This is a genomic window from Aeromonas sp. 102P (assembly GCF_051920345.1).
GTDB classification, from domain to species: domain Bacteria; phylum Pseudomonadota; class Gammaproteobacteria; order Enterobacterales; family Aeromonadaceae; genus Aeromonas; species Aeromonas veronii.
This window is the reverse complement of the sequence record NZ_JBQBCZ010000001.1, coordinates 2,431,427-2,446,441: the sequence shown is the minus strand read 5'-3', so window position 1 is coordinate 2,446,441 and position 15,015 is coordinate 2,431,427. Positions and strand designations below refer to the sequence as shown.

14 protein-coding genes are annotated in these 15,015 nt (G+C 59.0%); 1 reads left to right on the top strand and 13 read right to left on the bottom strand.

The genetic code is table 11. The features are described from left to right. The first annotated feature begins 34 nt into the window (after positions 1-34). The gene (mltF, locus tag ACTG1K_RS11630) at positions 35-1,525 is read left to right on the top strand and encodes a membrane-bound lytic murein transglycosylase MltF (RefSeq protein WP_374836952.1); all 1,491 of its coding nucleotides are present in this window, start codon (positions 35-37) and stop codon (positions 1,523-1,525) included. A 372-nt stretch (positions 1,526-1,897) separates the two neighbouring features. Here the strand turns inward: mltF and ACTG1K_RS11625 are convergent, their stop codons facing one another. The 13 genes from ACTG1K_RS11625 to fdx form a co-directional block, all read right to left on the bottom strand. Further along, complete coding sequence (locus ACTG1K_RS11625) at positions 1,898-2,122, bottom strand: zinc ribbon domain-containing protein (RefSeq protein WP_005333789.1); 225 nt, start codon at positions 2,120-2,122, stop codon at positions 1,898-1,900. 124 nt (positions 2,123-2,246) lie between these two features. Then, the gene (der, locus tag ACTG1K_RS11620) at positions 2,247-3,743 is read right to left on the bottom strand and encodes a ribosome biogenesis GTPase Der (RefSeq protein ID WP_005333794.1); all 1,497 of its coding nucleotides are present in this window, start codon (positions 3,741-3,743) and stop codon (positions 2,247-2,249) included. Positions 3,744-3,817: 74 nt separating this feature from the next. After that, positions 3,818-5,002, bottom strand: a complete 1,185-nt coding sequence (gene bamB / locus ACTG1K_RS11615) for an outer membrane protein assembly factor BamB (RefSeq protein ID WP_005333796.1) — start codon at positions 5,000-5,002, stop codon at positions 3,818-3,820. Then, positions 4,995-5,645, bottom strand: coding sequence for a YfgM family protein (locus ACTG1K_RS11610; protein ID WP_021229680.1), 651 nt, complete (start codon positions 5,643-5,645; stop codon positions 4,995-4,997). Before ACTG1K_RS11610 ends, bamB begins: the two co-directional genes overlap by 8 nt. Positions 5,646-5,648: 3 nt before the next feature. Next, positions 5,649-6,926 (bottom strand): histidine--tRNA ligase, encoded by a 1,278-nt coding sequence (gene hisS / locus ACTG1K_RS11605; RefSeq protein ID WP_033136069.1) that lies wholly within the window; start codon positions 6,924-6,926, stop codon positions 5,649-5,651. Positions 6,927-7,063: 137 nt separating this feature from the next. Beyond that, positions 7,064-8,179, bottom strand: coding sequence for a flavodoxin-dependent (E)-4-hydroxy-3-methylbut-2-enyl-diphosphate synthase (gene ispG / locus ACTG1K_RS11600; RefSeq protein ID WP_005333801.1), 1,116 nt, complete (start codon positions 8,177-8,179; stop codon positions 7,064-7,066). Between the two features lie 10 nt (positions 8,180-8,189). Further along, positions 8,190-9,158, bottom strand: a complete 969-nt coding sequence (rodZ, locus tag ACTG1K_RS11595) for a cytoskeleton protein RodZ (protein WP_139428522.1) — start codon at positions 9,156-9,158, stop codon at positions 8,190-8,192. After that, on the bottom strand, positions 9,148-9,939 hold the full coding sequence (gene tapF, locus ACTG1K_RS11590) for a PilW family type IVa pilus biogenesis/stability lipoprotein TapF (RefSeq protein WP_085943024.1): 792 nt from the start codon (positions 9,937-9,939) through the stop codon (positions 9,148-9,150). Before tapF ends, rodZ begins: the two co-directional genes overlap by 11 nt. A gap of 11 nt (positions 9,940-9,950) precedes the next feature. Next, positions 9,951-11,054: a bifunctional tRNA (adenosine(37)-C2)-methyltransferase TrmG/ribosomal RNA large subunit methyltransferase RlmN gene (locus tag ACTG1K_RS11585; protein WP_005344856.1), complete on the bottom strand. Its 1,104-nt coding sequence runs from the start codon at positions 11,052-11,054 to the stop codon at positions 9,951-9,953. Between the two features lie 167 nt (positions 11,055-11,221). Then, positions 11,222-11,650, bottom strand: a complete 429-nt coding sequence (ndk, locus tag ACTG1K_RS11580) for a nucleoside-diphosphate kinase (RefSeq protein ID WP_005333805.1) — start codon at positions 11,648-11,650, stop codon at positions 11,222-11,224. A 267-nt stretch (positions 11,651-11,917) separates the two neighbouring features. Next, positions 11,918-13,201 (bottom strand): aminopeptidase PepB, encoded by a 1,284-nt coding sequence (gene pepB, locus ACTG1K_RS11575; RefSeq protein ID WP_425855199.1) that lies wholly within the window; start codon positions 13,199-13,201, stop codon positions 11,918-11,920. Next, a complete protein-coding gene (gene pepB, locus ACTG1K_RS11570; protein ID WP_139428517.1) occupies positions 13,198-14,502 on the bottom strand; it encodes an aminopeptidase PepB in 1,305 nt (434 codons plus the stop codon). Before pepB (ACTG1K_RS11570) ends, pepB (ACTG1K_RS11575) begins: the two co-directional genes overlap by 4 nt. 173 nt (positions 14,503-14,675) lie before the next feature. Then, positions 14,676-15,014 carry an ISC system 2Fe-2S type ferredoxin gene (gene fdx, locus ACTG1K_RS11565; RefSeq protein ID WP_005333808.1) on the bottom strand — a complete coding sequence of 113 codons (339 nt, stop codon included), beginning with the start codon at positions 15,012-15,014 and terminating at the stop codon, positions 14,676-14,678. Position 15,015: the final 1 nt, after the last annotated feature.

Sequence of the window (15,015 nt, the reverse complement as noted above, 5' to 3'; positions counted from 1 at the left end):
ACTCTCTGGTATAAAGGTGCCTCTTTTTTGACAAATGCCGATTTTTTCAACAAAGGTACTCACCTACTTGCGCTGCATTTTTCGACTGTTTATCGGGCTGTTGTTGACGCTGACACTGGTTGGCTGCGACTTCTATAGCCCCTCCAGCCAGCTGGAGCAGATCCGCCAGCGAGGCGAGATCCGGGTTGGCACCATCTATGGTCCCACCTCCTATTACCAGCGTGACGACCTCGCCCAGGGGTTCGATTACGAGCTGGCGCAAAATTATGCCGACTGGTTGGGGGTGAAACTCACCATCATCCCGGTCGACACCACTGACCAACTGGTCACCCTGCTGAAAAAGGGCAAACTCGATCTGGCGGCTGCCGCCATCATGGTCACCCCCGAACGGCGCGAGCTGTTTCGCTTCGGCCCGGGCTTCTATCAGGTCTCTCCCAAACTGGTCTACCGCAACGGCAAACCCAAGCCGGCCTCATTGAACGATATCAAGGGCAAGCTGGTGGTGGCCGCCGGCTCCACCGGTGAAGATCTGCTCAAAGAGATGAGCAAAGAGAATCCGAAACTAGCCTGGAGCACCAGCGACAACGCCGATGTGGAGGAGCTGCTCAAGCAGGTGGTGGATGGCAAGATTGACTACACGGTGGTGCAGGATACCGTGCTGGCCCGTACCCAGCGCTACTACCCGGAGCTCACCGAGGGGCTGACCCTGGCCCAGAAGCAGACCGTTGCCTGGGCCATGAGCAAGCTGCCCGATGACAGCCTCTATGCCAGCGTGATCGACTTCTTCGGTCAGCGCTTTATGGATGGTGCCATCGCCAAGCTGGACGAGAAGTACTTCGGCCACGTGCAGAACTTCGACTTTGTCGATACCCGCACCTTCCTCAAGCGCGCCAAGAGCCTGCTGCCCAAGTACCAGCCGCTGTTCCAGACTCACGCCAAGAATATCGACTGGCGTCTGCTCGCCGCCATCAGCTATCAGGAGTCCCACTGGGACCCGCAGGCCCGCTCCTACACCGGCGTGCGCGGCATGATGATGCTGACCGAGCCCACTGCCAAGGCGATGGGAGTCAACGACCGGCTTCATCCGGAAGAGAGCATCAAAGGTGGCTCCCTCTATCTGCAACAGATGATGGAGAAGGTGCCGGATTCGGTGCCCGATGACGAGAAGGTGTGGTTTGCCCTCACCGCCTACAACATCGGTTACGGCCACATGATGGATGCCCGCCGCCTGACCAAAGAGCTCGGCAAGAATCCCGACGCCTGGAGCGACGTGAAAGAGGTGCTGCCGCTGCTGCAGCAAGCGCGCTGGCACCGCAAGGTACGTTACGGCTATGCCCGTGGCAGTGAGGCGCGCAACTATGTCAACAACGTGCGCCAGTATTACCAGAGTCTGCTCTGGCTCGACAACGAGCAACAGAAGGCACATCAGCGGGAGAGTCTCGACAACGACAACGACAGCGAGCCCGAGCTGGCCGAGCGCCCCACCGCCATCGCCGAAGTGGTCAATCAGATCACCATGCGCTAACCAGCCATTATTCGGCTGTTTTCACACAAACTTCTCTGTTACCATCGATTCACATCGGAGCCTATCCGAAATCGCATTGTTTTCATTATGTTGAGAGATTAAATAACAGCAATTTCGGATGGGCTCCATCAATGACCCAAGGCCGGGATGGCCACCTGAGTTGGGAGGAGACCAAGATGCAAAAACGTAGAAAAATCAGTCTGGTCAGAAAAGCGAAGTGCAGCTGGAGCCCCAGACGCAAACTCAAGCTTAATGACATCAAGCGCAACCTGTGGCGCAGAAATCGATCCTATACCCTGCTTATTGCAGAGCACACAGCATAAACCCGGCATTCGCCGGGTTTTTTATCTTCTTTCTCACCTGAATACTGTCTTACACCAGCGCCGCCTTGAACTGTACCGACCGCTTGGAGATCAGCGAGTTGCAGTGGTTGCAGAAGTAATCCACCGCGCCGCACGCCTTGAGACGCTCCAGCTCCTGCTGGCAGGTGGGGCAGATGGCCGTGACGCGAACAGGGGCCTGGCACTGGCCACAGGTTTGCTCCTTGCTGCGGGTATCCAGTTCAGCCTGGCATGATGGACAAAGCAGGGCTTCCATAATCAACTCCTCGAAAAGTGGATCTGCCATGGTCTTGTTCCATGGCAGATCCCCCTCACCTTATTCCTCACCTTAACATGGCGAGGATAACAAAGCGGCTGCCGGTGAGGGCAGCCGCAAGGACTTATTTCTTCTTCATTTTCAGCAGGCGTTTGCGCTGACGTTCCTGACTCAGGGTCATGGTGTTCTTCTTCCCTTCAAACGGGTTGACCGACTCCTGGAACTCGACCCGGATCGGCGAGCCCATGATCTTGAGGGACTTGCGGAAGTAGTTAATCAGATACCGCTTGTAGGAGTCCGGCAAGTCGTTCAGCTGGTTGCCGTGGATCACGATGCGCGGCGGGTTGTAGCCACCGGCGTGAGCATATTTGAGCTTGACGCGGCGACCATTGACCATCGGCGGCTGGTGATCTTCCTGCGCCATCTGCATGATGCGGGTCAGCATGGCCGTGCTGGTACGACGGGTGGCGGACTGGTAAGCCTCCTGAATGGATTCAAACAGATGGCCGACGCCACTGCCGTGCAGGGCGGAGATGAAGTGGACGCGAGCGAAGTCGATGAAGCCCAAGCGACGATCCAGCTCGTTCTTCACATCCTCTTTCACCTTCTGATCCAGACCATCCCACTTGTTCACCACCAGCACCACGGAGCGACCGGCGTGGAGCACATAGCCAAGGATGCTCAAGTCCTGATCGGTGATGGTCTCCTGGGCGTCGATCACCAGCAGGCAAACGTTGGCATCTTCGATAGCTTTCAGGGTCTTGATAACGGAGAACTTCTCCACCGTCTCGTGCACCTTGCCACGACGACGCACACCGGCGGTGTCGATAACCACATACTTCTGCTCGTCACGCTCCATCGGAATGTAAACGGAGTCACGGGTGGTGCCGGGCATGTCATAGACGATGACCCGATCTTCACCCAGCATGCGGTTGGTCAGGGTAGATTTACCGACGTTGGGACGGCCAACGATGGCGAACTTGATAGGCAGGTCGGCGAACGGGGTCTCCTTGGTGTCCTCTTTGGTATCGAGTTCACCGGCAGCCACCATGCGCAGCAGGGCTTCTTCGTCGAAGTCCTCCTCTTCCTCATCCTGCGCATCTTCATCGGTAGCGGAGTCGACCAAGGTCTCCAGATGGGGAGCTAGGGCCAGTTCCAGCAGGCTCAGCACGCCACGACCGTGGGCGGCCGCGATCTGGTAGACCTCGCCCAGCGCCAGACCGTAGAACTCGGAGACCGCGGAATCACCGTCGATACCGTCGGTCTTGTTGGCCACCAGAAATACCTTCTTGTGGGCCTTGCGCAGGTGCTCGGCAATGGCTTGATCCGCCGCGGTCAAGCCTGCACGGGCATCCACCATGAACAGCACGACGTCCGCTTCTTCGATGGCCAGCAGGGATTGCTCGGCCATCTTCAGCTCGATCCCCTCTTCGGTGCCATCGATACCGCCGGTATCGACCACGATAAATTCCAGCTCGCCCAACTTCGCCTGACCGTATTTACGGTCCCGGGTCAGACCGGGAAAATCGGCAACCAGGGCATCCCGAGTACGGGTCAAGCGGTTAAACAGGGTGGATTTGCCCACGTTGGGGCGGCCCACCAGGGCTACTACAGGAGTCATAAAAGCCTCATTCTCAAGACGACAAAGGCTCCGGGTCCGAAGACCAGGAGCCGGATATTCACATTATCGGACGATCAAGGACGCTTGAGGGCGTACAACTTGCCGTCACGGCTCTGCACATACAGGGTCTCGCCATCCACCAGCGGGGCGGCATAGAGACCACTGCTATCGAGCTGCTGCATCGCCTTGATGGTACCGTCGGTACGATCAAGCCAATACAGGTATCCTTCCACATCACCCACCACCACGTAGTCACCGAAGATGACTGGTGCAGTGACAGTACGATTTTCCAGCTGGGTGTTGGACCACAGCTCCAGACCGTTGCGACGGTCGATGGCAAACAGATGGCTGCGGCTGTCGGTCAGCACGATGGCATTGCCGGTCATCGCCAGATCGCGATAGCCGGAATACTTGCGCTTCCACACTTCATCGCCGGTCATCAGTTTGCGCGCCATCAACTGACCGTTGTAGGCGATGGCGTAGAGCTCATCACCGGCAATCAGCGGGCTGGCATCGACATCAACCATGCGGTCCAACTCGGTGGCACCGCGCGGATCAGCCACCTTGGACTGGCGCACCGGCTGGCCATTGCTCAGCAGAGCGATGCCCACCTTGCCATCGGCACGACCGTAAATCACGGCGCCGTTGGTGATCACCGGTGCACCGGCACTGCGCAGGGTCAGCGGCGGCTGCTCTTCGGAGAGCGACCACTGCATCTTGCCTTCATCCGTGTCGAGGGCGATCAGGCGACCGGAGGTGGTCAACACCACCACGCGGCCATCTTCCACCGCGGGGCTTGCCACCACTTCGCCGGGCACATTGGTCTGCCACAGCACTTCGCCATTCTCTTCGTTCAGGGCGTAGACCACCCCGTTCTCGGAGCCGAGGAACAGCTTGCCGTAACGGGAAACCAGGCCACCGGAGAGACGAGCGCTACGCTTGTCGGCGTTGACCGGCAGGTCGGCCAGATCGACGGTCCAGAGGCGATCGCCACTGGCACGGTCAAAGGCGCTGACATCGCCGTCGCGGGCCGCCGCATAGATACGATCCTCTTCCACCACCGGCTTGAGCTGGGAGTAGAAGTCACCGATGCCATCACCCACAGTAGATGACCATGCGGTGTCGGCAGTGAAGGCAGATTCAACCTTGGGCAGCGGCGCCATCGGGTTGAGATCCTCTTCGGAACTGAACAGGGAGCAACCCTGCAGAGCGAAGGAGACCGCAGCCCCCAGCGCCACCATCTTGAATAGATTACGCATCCGGTGCCTCACCAGTCGCAACGGCCGGCAGGGCCAGATCGTCCATTTTCAGCTTGAGCTCGGCGCTACCCTGCAGGCCGCCGGCATCCGCCGCCGCCTGATAGGCATCACGAGCCTCTTCGGTCTTGCCCTGCTTTTGCAGCACATCACCACGGGCTTCGGCTACCTGCGCCTTGAAGGCCTCATTCTGGATGGTTGCCAGCTTGGCCAGCGCTTCATCTGCCTTGCCCTGATCATTCAGCACACGGGCCAGACGCAGCGCCGCGATGGGACGAATGCTCTCGTCACCCGTGGTCGCCACCAGCTCCAGCTGCTCGGCAGCCAGATCCAGCTTGCCCGCCTTGACGGCAGCGGCAGCCAGTTGCAACGCAGCCAGTTCACCGTAGGAGTCACCCTTGTTGGCGGTAACAAACTGCTGTGCCTGCTCGAAACCGGCGGCATCGCCCTTGGCCAGCTGCTCAATCACCTGGTTGTAAGAGTGGGAGGAGGCCTCCATGGTCTCTTGCTGGTGCTGGTTGTAATAGCGCCAGCCGAACAGACCGACCAGACCGATCACGGTCCCGGCAATCACCGAGGTTCCGTTCTCTTTCCACCACTCCTTGATAACCTCAACCTGTTGTTCTTCGGTGGTATAGACTTCCACAGCTTACTCTCCTTTGGCTGCCAGCAGGGCAATGGCGGCGTCAACCTTGACGGTCTGTTGCTCGGCCTGACCACGCAGATATTTGATAGTGATCTCCCCGTTTTGCACCTCGGTCTCACCAAGGATCAGGGCGATTGCCGCGCCGCTCTTGTCGGCACGTTTGAGTTGTTTCTTGAAGTTGCCACCACCGCAGTGGCTCATCAGGCGCAGGTCCGGCAGGGCATCGCGCAGACGCTCGGCCAGCTGGAAGCCAGCCTGTTCGGTCCCCTCGCCCACCATCGCCAGATAGACATCCACCGCCGGGCGGATATCGGCGTTGAGCTCGAGAGTTTCCAGCATCAGCACCAGACGCTCCATGCCCATGGCAAAGCCCACGGCCGGGGTCGGTTGACCGCCCAGCTGCTCTACCAGACCATCGTAGCGGCCACCGGCACAGACGGTGCCCTGGGCACCCAGACTGCTGGTGACCCACTCGAACACGGTCAGGTTGTAGTAGTCAAGACCACGCACCAGACGCTCGTTCACTTCGTATTTGATACCGGCAGACTCGAGCAGGCGCTTGAGGCCCTCGAAGTGGGCCAGGCTCTCTTCGCCCAGATGGTCGAACAGACGCGGGGCACCGACCAAAATGGCCTGCACCTTTTCATCCTTGGAGTCGAGCACCCGCAGCGGGTTGCTGTACATGCGGCGCTGGCTCTCTTCGTCCAGCTGATCCTTGTACTGCTCCAGATAGGCCACCAGCGCATCGCGGTAAGCGGCACGCTCGGCGCTCTGACCCAAGGTGTTGAGCTGCAGGGTGACATGCTCGCTGATGCCAAACAGACGCCACAGACGGTGGGTCAGCATGATCAGCTCAGCGTCAATGTCTGGCCCGTTGATGCCAAACAGCTCGACACCGAACTGGTGGAACTGGCGATAACGGCCCTTCTGGGGACGCTCGTGACGGAACATGGGGCCCATGTACCACATCCGGCGTTCCTGGTTGTAGAGCAGACCGTGTTCGATACCGGCACGGACGCAGCTGGCTGTCCCTTCCGGACGCAGGCTCAGGCTGTCGCCGTTACGATCTTCAAAGGTGTACATCTCTTTTTCGACCACGTCGGTCACTTCACCGATGGCGCGCTTGAACAGATGAGTCTGCTCGACAATCGGCATGCGCACTTCGCTGTAGCCATAGCTGGCAACGACCTGGCGCAGGATCTGTTCAACCTTCTGCCATACCGGGCTCTGCTCCGGCAGGCAATCATTCATACCGCGAATAGCTTGGATCTGTTTTGCCACGTTGATACTCGAGAAAAAGAGGTAAAATTTGGCCGCATTATAGGGATTTTCCCCCCAAGGTAAAATCAGGGAATCCGGATGCGGGATTTAAAATCAGTCACCTGGAAAAAGGGCCACCCAATGTGGCCCTGTTTCGCTCACTCCTTGTCCATCGGGATCCGGTTGGCGGGATCCAGCATGGCGGCACGGGCGCGAATGCGGCGCTCCAAAGTTGGAATGAGATCCTTGTTGTCGAGCCGATCGACCCGCTGGCCCCCCTCATAGAAGGCACTCTTGTTGGCGGCACCCGCCAGACCAAGGTCGGAGACCAACGCTTCACCCGGCCCATTCACCACACAACCGATGATGGAAACATCCATCGGGGTGATGATGTCTTCGAGCCGCTCTTCCAGCGCATTGACGGTGGCGATCACATCGAACTCCTGCCGTGAGCAGGATGGGCAAGCGATAAAGTTGATGCCACGGGAGCGAATACGCAGGGATTTGAGGATATCGAAACCGACCTTCACCTCCTCCACAGGATCCGCCGCCAGCGAGATACGCAGGGTATCGCCGATGCCGTCGGTAAGCAGCATGCCCAGACCGATGGCAGACTTCACCGCACCGGCACGGAAACCGCCCGCTTCGGTGATGCCAAGGTGCAGCGGCTGTTCAATCTGCTTGGCCAGCAGGCGATAGGCACCGACTGCCAGGAACACATCGGAGGCCTTGACGCTCACCTTGAAATCCTGGAAATCGAGGCGATCGAGGTAGTCCACGTGACGCATGGCGGACTCCACCAGCGCCTCCGGGGTCGGCTCGCCGTACTTCTCCTGGATATCTTTCTCCAGCGACCCGCCATTGACCCCGATACGGATCGGGATATTGAGGTCGCGTGCACAATCGACCACCGAGCGCACCCGCTGCTCGTTACCGATGTTGCCCGGGTTGATACGCAGGCAGTCGGCACCGTACTCGGCCACTTTCAGGGCGATGCGATAGTCGAAGTGGATATCGGCAACGATGGGGATGCGGGTTTGCTGTTTGATGAGCCGGAAGGCTTCCGCCGCTTCCATGGTGGGCACGGAGACACGGACGATATCGGCACCGACCCGCTCGATCCGCTGGATCTGCTCGATGGTGGCGGCGACATCTGTGGTCTTGGTGTTGGTCATGGTCTGCACGGTAATGGGGGCATCGCCCCCAACCGGTACATTACCAACCATGATCTGTCTGGATTTACGACGAATGATGGGAGATTCGTGAGAAGACATGGGAAACAGATTACTCCTGCGGCAGTGAGAAGCGGGCTGTACGACCGTTGTTGTAACGGCTCATATCAAACGACTGACCCTTGTAGTCAAGCTTGACGGCCATGGGCGCGCCAATGATGAACTTCAGGGGCTCGGCGCCTTCCAGCACCAGCTCGTCGTTGGCCTTCTTCAGACCACTGAACAGGGTCTTGCCGTTGGCATCCTTCACATCCAGCCAGCAATCGGCGGTGAAGCTCATCTTCAGTTGTGGCGCAGTCGCCGGATCAACGACAGCCTCTTCAGATTCAGTGCCATTGGCACCGGATACTGCAGCATCGGTCGCAGTGCCAACAGCCGCACTGACATCGGTCGGGGCAACAGCCGCAGAAGCAGGCGCCAGGGTAGCCGTCGCATCGGAGACCACTGCAGGGGCAGCCACGTCCGTGGCGGCCGGGGCGATGGCAGCGCCTTCCACCGGAGCGGTGTTGATCGCATCGGGCGGCGTGATGGCAGGTTCAGCCGGAGTCGAACCGGTTGCACTCATCTCGGTGGCTGCCAGCGCTTCATCACCGGCGGAGCGACGGGAAGTACTCTGCCACCACCAGGCGACCGAGAGCGCAATCAACACCAGGATCACCAGCCAGGTCACCACCTTGAGCCGACTGTCGTTGGCTTGCTGGCGGGAGCGACGGGAGAAGCTCTGCATGTCGATATTGTCGGGAGGAGTCAGACCCAGCTTGTCGTAAGCAGCCAGAATGGTCTCGTCGGGGATCCCGACCAGCTTGGCATAGGTACGCAGATAGCCCCGAATAAAGGTATGGGAGGTGTGCTTGTCGTAGGTATCCGATTCGATAGCGGCGATCAGGGTCAGACGAAGGTGAATGCGGGACGCAACCTGTTCTCGTGTCCAGCCAAGCTGTTCACGGGCGTTGCGCAGCAATTGGCCTGGGCCTACTGCCTGGGAGTCGTCTTGGAAATCGTGTTGCTGTTCAATAGTCATTGGCTAAATAACGCTTGGCTTGTTGCGAAGTGGGATATTGCCTTACCAGCTCAGTCCCGAATTGGTGAAGTAATGCCGGCTTGTCCATCGCCTGTGCCAGCCGAAGTCTCAACCAGAGACTCTCCTCGTTCTCGTCTGACACATCGGCAAAACGGGCGAGGTAGGACTGCACATCAGGCAGCTTGCCATCTTTCATGGAAAGCTCGGCCAAGTCCAGCAATAACCCTGGATTGCGGGGATTATACCCCAAGGCCAGGCGATAGTACTCGCCTGCTTTATCATTTCTGCGATTTTGCAGCGCACAAAGTGCCGCATTTTCATAGGTATCGGCAATTTTTACATAGCCTGGCTGAATAACAGCCTGGTTGAACGCCTGATCTGCCTCGGCATACCTGCCGCGATCACAGAGGAAGGCACCATAGTTGTTCATTGCGTCAGCATTGGACGGATCCATGGCAAGGGCGTTCTTGTAATGGGTCTCGGCTGCCTTGAAATCTCCTACCTTCTGGTAAAAGTAGGCAAAACCGATCTGGATCTGGGGGTTGGAGGGGTCATACTGGAGGGCGCGGTCAAGATTGAACTTGGCCTGCTCGGCATTGCCCTGACGCAGGTACTGGATACCCAGGTCGAGGCGGGTTTGGGCAGCCGCCTTGAGGTCAGGACCCACTTCACGCTGGGTCGAGTTCTGGCCAGCGTAAGTGGTCTCGGTCACACAGCCTGGCAGCGCGCAGAGCGCTGCCACTACGATCAATGTACGTGTATCCATTCCCTGTCTATACAATGGCTTAGCATTTAAACCATTTTGACGGAAATCCCATCCTGTTGCATCCGATTTTTGATAGTTCGCTTGGTACGGTCAATCACGTCACCCACCAGCTGACCACAGGCGGCATCAATGTCATCACCACGGGTCTTGCGGACAATCACGGTGAAACCGTACTCCATCAACACCTTGGAGAAGCGATCGATACGGCTGTTGCTCGGCTTGCCGTAAGGGTTGCCCGGGAAGGGGTTGAACGGGATCAGGTTGATCTTGCTCGGAGTGTCCTTGAGCACCTTGGCCAGCTCGTGAGCATGCTGCATATCGTCATTGATATGATCGAGCAGCACATACTCGACGGTCACCCGGCCACCGTTGGCATTGGATTTGGCCAGATAACGACGGACACCGGCGAGGAACTCCTCGATGTTGTACTTGTCGTTGATCGGCATGATCTCTGAACGCAGCTTGTCGTTCGGGGCGTGCAGGGAGATAGCCAGCGCCACGTCGATCTGGTCGCCCAGCTTGTCCAGCGCAGGTACCACGCCAGAGGTGGAGATGGTCACCCGGCGTTTGGAGATGCCAAAGCCGTAGTCATCCATCATCAGACGCATGGCGGGCACCACGTTGGCGAGGTTGAGCAGCGGCTCGCCCATCCCCATCATCACCACGTTGGTGATGGGACGCTTGCCACCGACCACGCGGGCCGCACGCCACACCTGACCGATGATCTCGGAGACTTTCAGGTTGCGGTTGAAGCCTTGTTGGGCGGTAGAGCAGAACTTGCACTCCAGCGCACAGCCAACTTGAGAGGAGACGCAGAGGGTCGCGCGGTCATCTTCCGGGATGTAGACGGTCTCTACCTCCTGATCACCCACCTGCAGGGCCCACTTGATGGTGCCATCGGCAGAGCGCTGCTCGCGGCTGATCTCGGGCGCCTTGATCTCGGCGATCGCCTTGAGGCGCTCTTTAAGCACCTTGTTGACGTTGGTCATCTGATCGAAATCATCACACCCAAAGTGATAGATCCACTTCATGACCTGATCTGCCCGGAATGGCTTCTCGCCCAGTTCGACGAAAAAGGCACGCATGGCATCCCGATCAAGATCCAGCAGGTTGATTTTTGTTTCGCTCATCAATGGCCTCAGTTCAAACACTTCATCAATTATTGGCTGACGACGTCAGGGGGCGGCATTGTACAAATAATGGGTCTGGCTTTCCACCTGGAGAATAGAGGGATATTGCGTAAACGGCGAAAACAACAAAGGGAGCCGAGGCTCCCTTGGGTCATCATCCACAAAAATCAGCCGCGCGGGCAGATCTCGTTGTCAGAGAAGAAGTAGGCAATTTCGCGGGCAGCGGATGCCGGTGCATCGGAGCCATGCACTGCGTTGCGATCGATGCTCTCGGCATAACAGGCACGCAAGGTACCAGCCAGCGCCTCTTTCGGGTTGGTAGCACCCATGATCTCGCGATTGCGACGGATGGCGTCTTCCCCTTCCAGCACCTGCACCATGACAGGGCCAGAGGTCATGAAGCTGACCAGATTGTCATAAAAAGGCTTGCCCTGATGCTCGGCATAGAAACCGGCAGCCTGTTCACTGCTCATGTGCAGCATTTTGGATGCCACCACTTTCAAGCCTGCGCTTTCGAAACGGCTATAGATGGCACCGATCAGGTTCTTGCTGACAGCATCCGGTTTAACGATAGAGAAGGTACGTTCGATGGCCATTGATATCTTTCCTTAACTACAGAGTTTTATTGTTAGAATCCATGTTCGCTGGCGATTATACGTAAACAAAAACCGGAAAAACACACAAACAAGCAACTTTTTATTAAACATCACTCCCTTGCAATCAACATCCACACTCATCTTGACCGAGCAGAGCCGGAAAATATGTGCGCTTGCGCACGATAGTTACCTTAAGCCGCCAAAACCCCATCTTTTGTTCACAATTCGAACAGCATGAAAAAGGCACCCGAAGGTGCCTTGTCTCGCCTATTTGGCTTCCGCCAGCAAGGCCCGCGCTATGGTGCGCATCCCCAGGGTATTGGCTCCCGGCGCCCAGAGAGCATCGCCGTTGTCACTGAAGCAGGCGGCCAGATCGATATGCAGCCAGCCCATCCCTTCGTTGGCAACGAAACGGGAGAGGAAACCCGCCGCGTTGGAGGCGCCACCCGGCCCGCCCCCCTTCACCGGACGGCTGTTGGCCGTGTCGGCGTAATGGGAGGGGCACTGCTGGCGGTGCCAGGGCTCCAGCGGCAGCGGCCAGGCTGGCTCATGCTCGGCATCGGCATAGGTCATGGCCCGGCTTACCAGCCCTTTATCGAGGCCAAACAGGGCATTGTAGCGCCCACCCAGCGCCATCACGGCTGCGCCAGTAAGGGTTGCGGCATCGATGATCAGCGGTGCGCCGGACTCGCTCGCCAGTTGCAAGCCATCGGCCAGCACCAGCCGCCCTTCGGCATCGGTATTCACAATCTCGACCGTGGTACCGTTCTTGTAGGTGAGGATGTCGCCCAGCTTGTAGGCGTGGCCGGAGACCAGGTTCTCGGCGCAGCAGAGGATCAGCTTCACCCGCTTGTCGAGCCCGCGCAGCATAGCCAGCGCCAGCGCACCGGTGACAATCGCCGCGCCACCCATGTCGCATTTCATGGTGAGCATCCCCTCGGAGCTCTTCATGGAGTAGCCGCCGGAGTCAAAGGTGATCCCCTTGCCCACCAGCGCTGCCGCTACCGGCGCCTTGGGGTCACGCCCCGGGTTGAAGTCGAGCTCCAGCAATACCGGTTCGCGCGCACTGCCGCGGCCCACCTGATAGAGGCCGACCCAGCCCGCCTGTTGCAGCGCTTCGCCTTTCAAAATGCGATGACTCACCTTGTCCGGCGCCAGCTCGGTAATAAAGGAGGCCGCTTCCACCGCCAGCTCCAGCGGGCCCAACTGCTCCGGGGTGGCATTGGTCATCTCGCGCACCCAGCGGCCGCAGAGCCAACGCGCTTCCAGCTCCTCTCTATCCTCTTCCGAGGACATGGCCCACTGCAGTTGCACCTCCGCCTTGGGGCTTTGCAGCCCTTGGGCAAAAGCCCACTGCTGTTCACGCTCCCAGTGACCAGCCAGGGTCACTTTCTGGATCCCTTGCTGGCAGAGGCGACGGGCCGCCTGCTGGATATCGAGCAGTGGATTGGCCGTCACCAGATGGATCACCATGCCGTCGGCACGGTGAGAGAGCAGCGCCCCCTCCCCCCACTCGGCCGGTGCAAATTCACGACTTAACCAGACATTCATGCGGTCACCTCCTGCAGCCAGCGTGCGATGGTGCGCAGACCGTGCCCCTTGGCGCCGGTCGCCCAGAGATCGTTGCCCGATTTCTGATAGGAGGCCGCCAGATCCAGGTGCACCCAGCCCTTGCCCTCATCGCGCACGAAGCGGGAGAGAAACGCAGCAGCCGTGGTGGCACCGGCTGTGCCCTCTGCCGAGGCGACGTTGCCCAGATCGGCAAAGGCCGAGGTGAGCTGGCTGGCATGCCAGGGCTCCAGCGGGAGCGCCCACGCCTGCTCGTTTTCCACCTTGGCGGCGGCCAGCGCACGCTGCTGTTCGGTCTCATCGAGGGCAAACACCGCATTATAATCGCGCCCCAGCGCCATCTTGGCGGCGCCGGTCAGGGTGGCTGCGTCAAGGATATAAGCCGCACCGCTGTCGGAGGCCGCCATCAGGCCATCGGCCAGCACCAGACGACCTTCCGCATCGGTGTTCTGGATCTCGACCGAAACCCCATTCTTGTAAGTGAGGATGTCGCCCAGCTTGAAGGCGTGGCCGGAGACCAGGTTCTCGGCGCAGCAGAGAATGAGCTTCACCCGCTGGTTCAGACCGCGGCTGATAGCCAGCGCCAGCGCGCCGGTCACCATGGCGGCACCGCCCATATCGGACTTCATCGGCAGCATGTTGTCAGAGGACTTCATGGAGTAGCCACCGGAATCGAAAGTGATCCCCTTGCCCACCAGCGCCGCCACCACGGGCGCATTGCGATCACCGGTCGGGTTGTAGTCTAGCTCCAGCAGCACAGGCTCGCGCTCGCTGCCACGGCCAACCGACCAGATCCCGATATGGCCGGACTCGCGCAGCGCTTCACCGGCGGTGATGCGGGCAGTAACCTGATCCCCGGCCAGACCACGAATGAGCAACAGGGCCGATTCCGCCAAACTCATGGGGTAGATCTCTTCCGGACAGCCATTGGTGATGTCACGTACCCAGCGAGCCGCCTTGAGCAGCGCATCCAGTTCACGGGCTTCCGCGTCGCTCTGCTGGCCAAAATCCAGTTCACGCGCTCCCTTGGCGGCGTAGAACCCCTGGGCGAACGCGTAGCGACGCTCCAGATCCCAGCCTTCACCGACCAGCGTCACCCGCTTGATCCCGCTCGATTCGAGGCGACGGGCGGCGCGCTGAACGGTGCGCAGAACATCCTTCTGCTGACCGGCGGCACCAAGATGGATCAGTGCCTCGTCGCCATTGAAACTGAGCTGGGCGCCCTCGCCCCAATAGGCGGCCGCAGCCTGGGTGGATAACGCTACCTTCATCATGTCAGCCATCGTGTTTGCTTCCTTTTTACTGGCACTATGTATAAGCACTCTTTATGGGAAAGAGCTTATTGGCAAAGAGAGAATAACGAATACAAAAAAGGCCGTGCCCCCGAGGGTCACGGCCTTCCACCATATCACTGAAGCACCACAGGATGCTGCACGTGCAATTCACTCATGTGTAATTAATGGCGTTCAGAGGCAAGGTTCAGGGTGTACTTGGGCAGTTCCACCACCAGATCCTCGTCCGCCAGTTTTGCCTGGCAGCTGAGGCGCGATTCCGGCTCCAGCCCCCACGCCTTGTCCAGCATGTCGTCTTCCAGCTCGTCACTTGGCTCGAGCGAGTCAAAGCCCTCGCGCACCACGCAGTGGCAGGTAGTGCAGGCACAGGATTTCTCGCAGGCATGCTCGATTTCGATACCGTTGCGCAGCGCCACATCCAGAATGGTCTCGCCGCTTTGCCCCTCGAGGGCGGCGCCATCCGGACAGAGTACGGGATGAGGAAGAATGATCAGTTTTGGCATA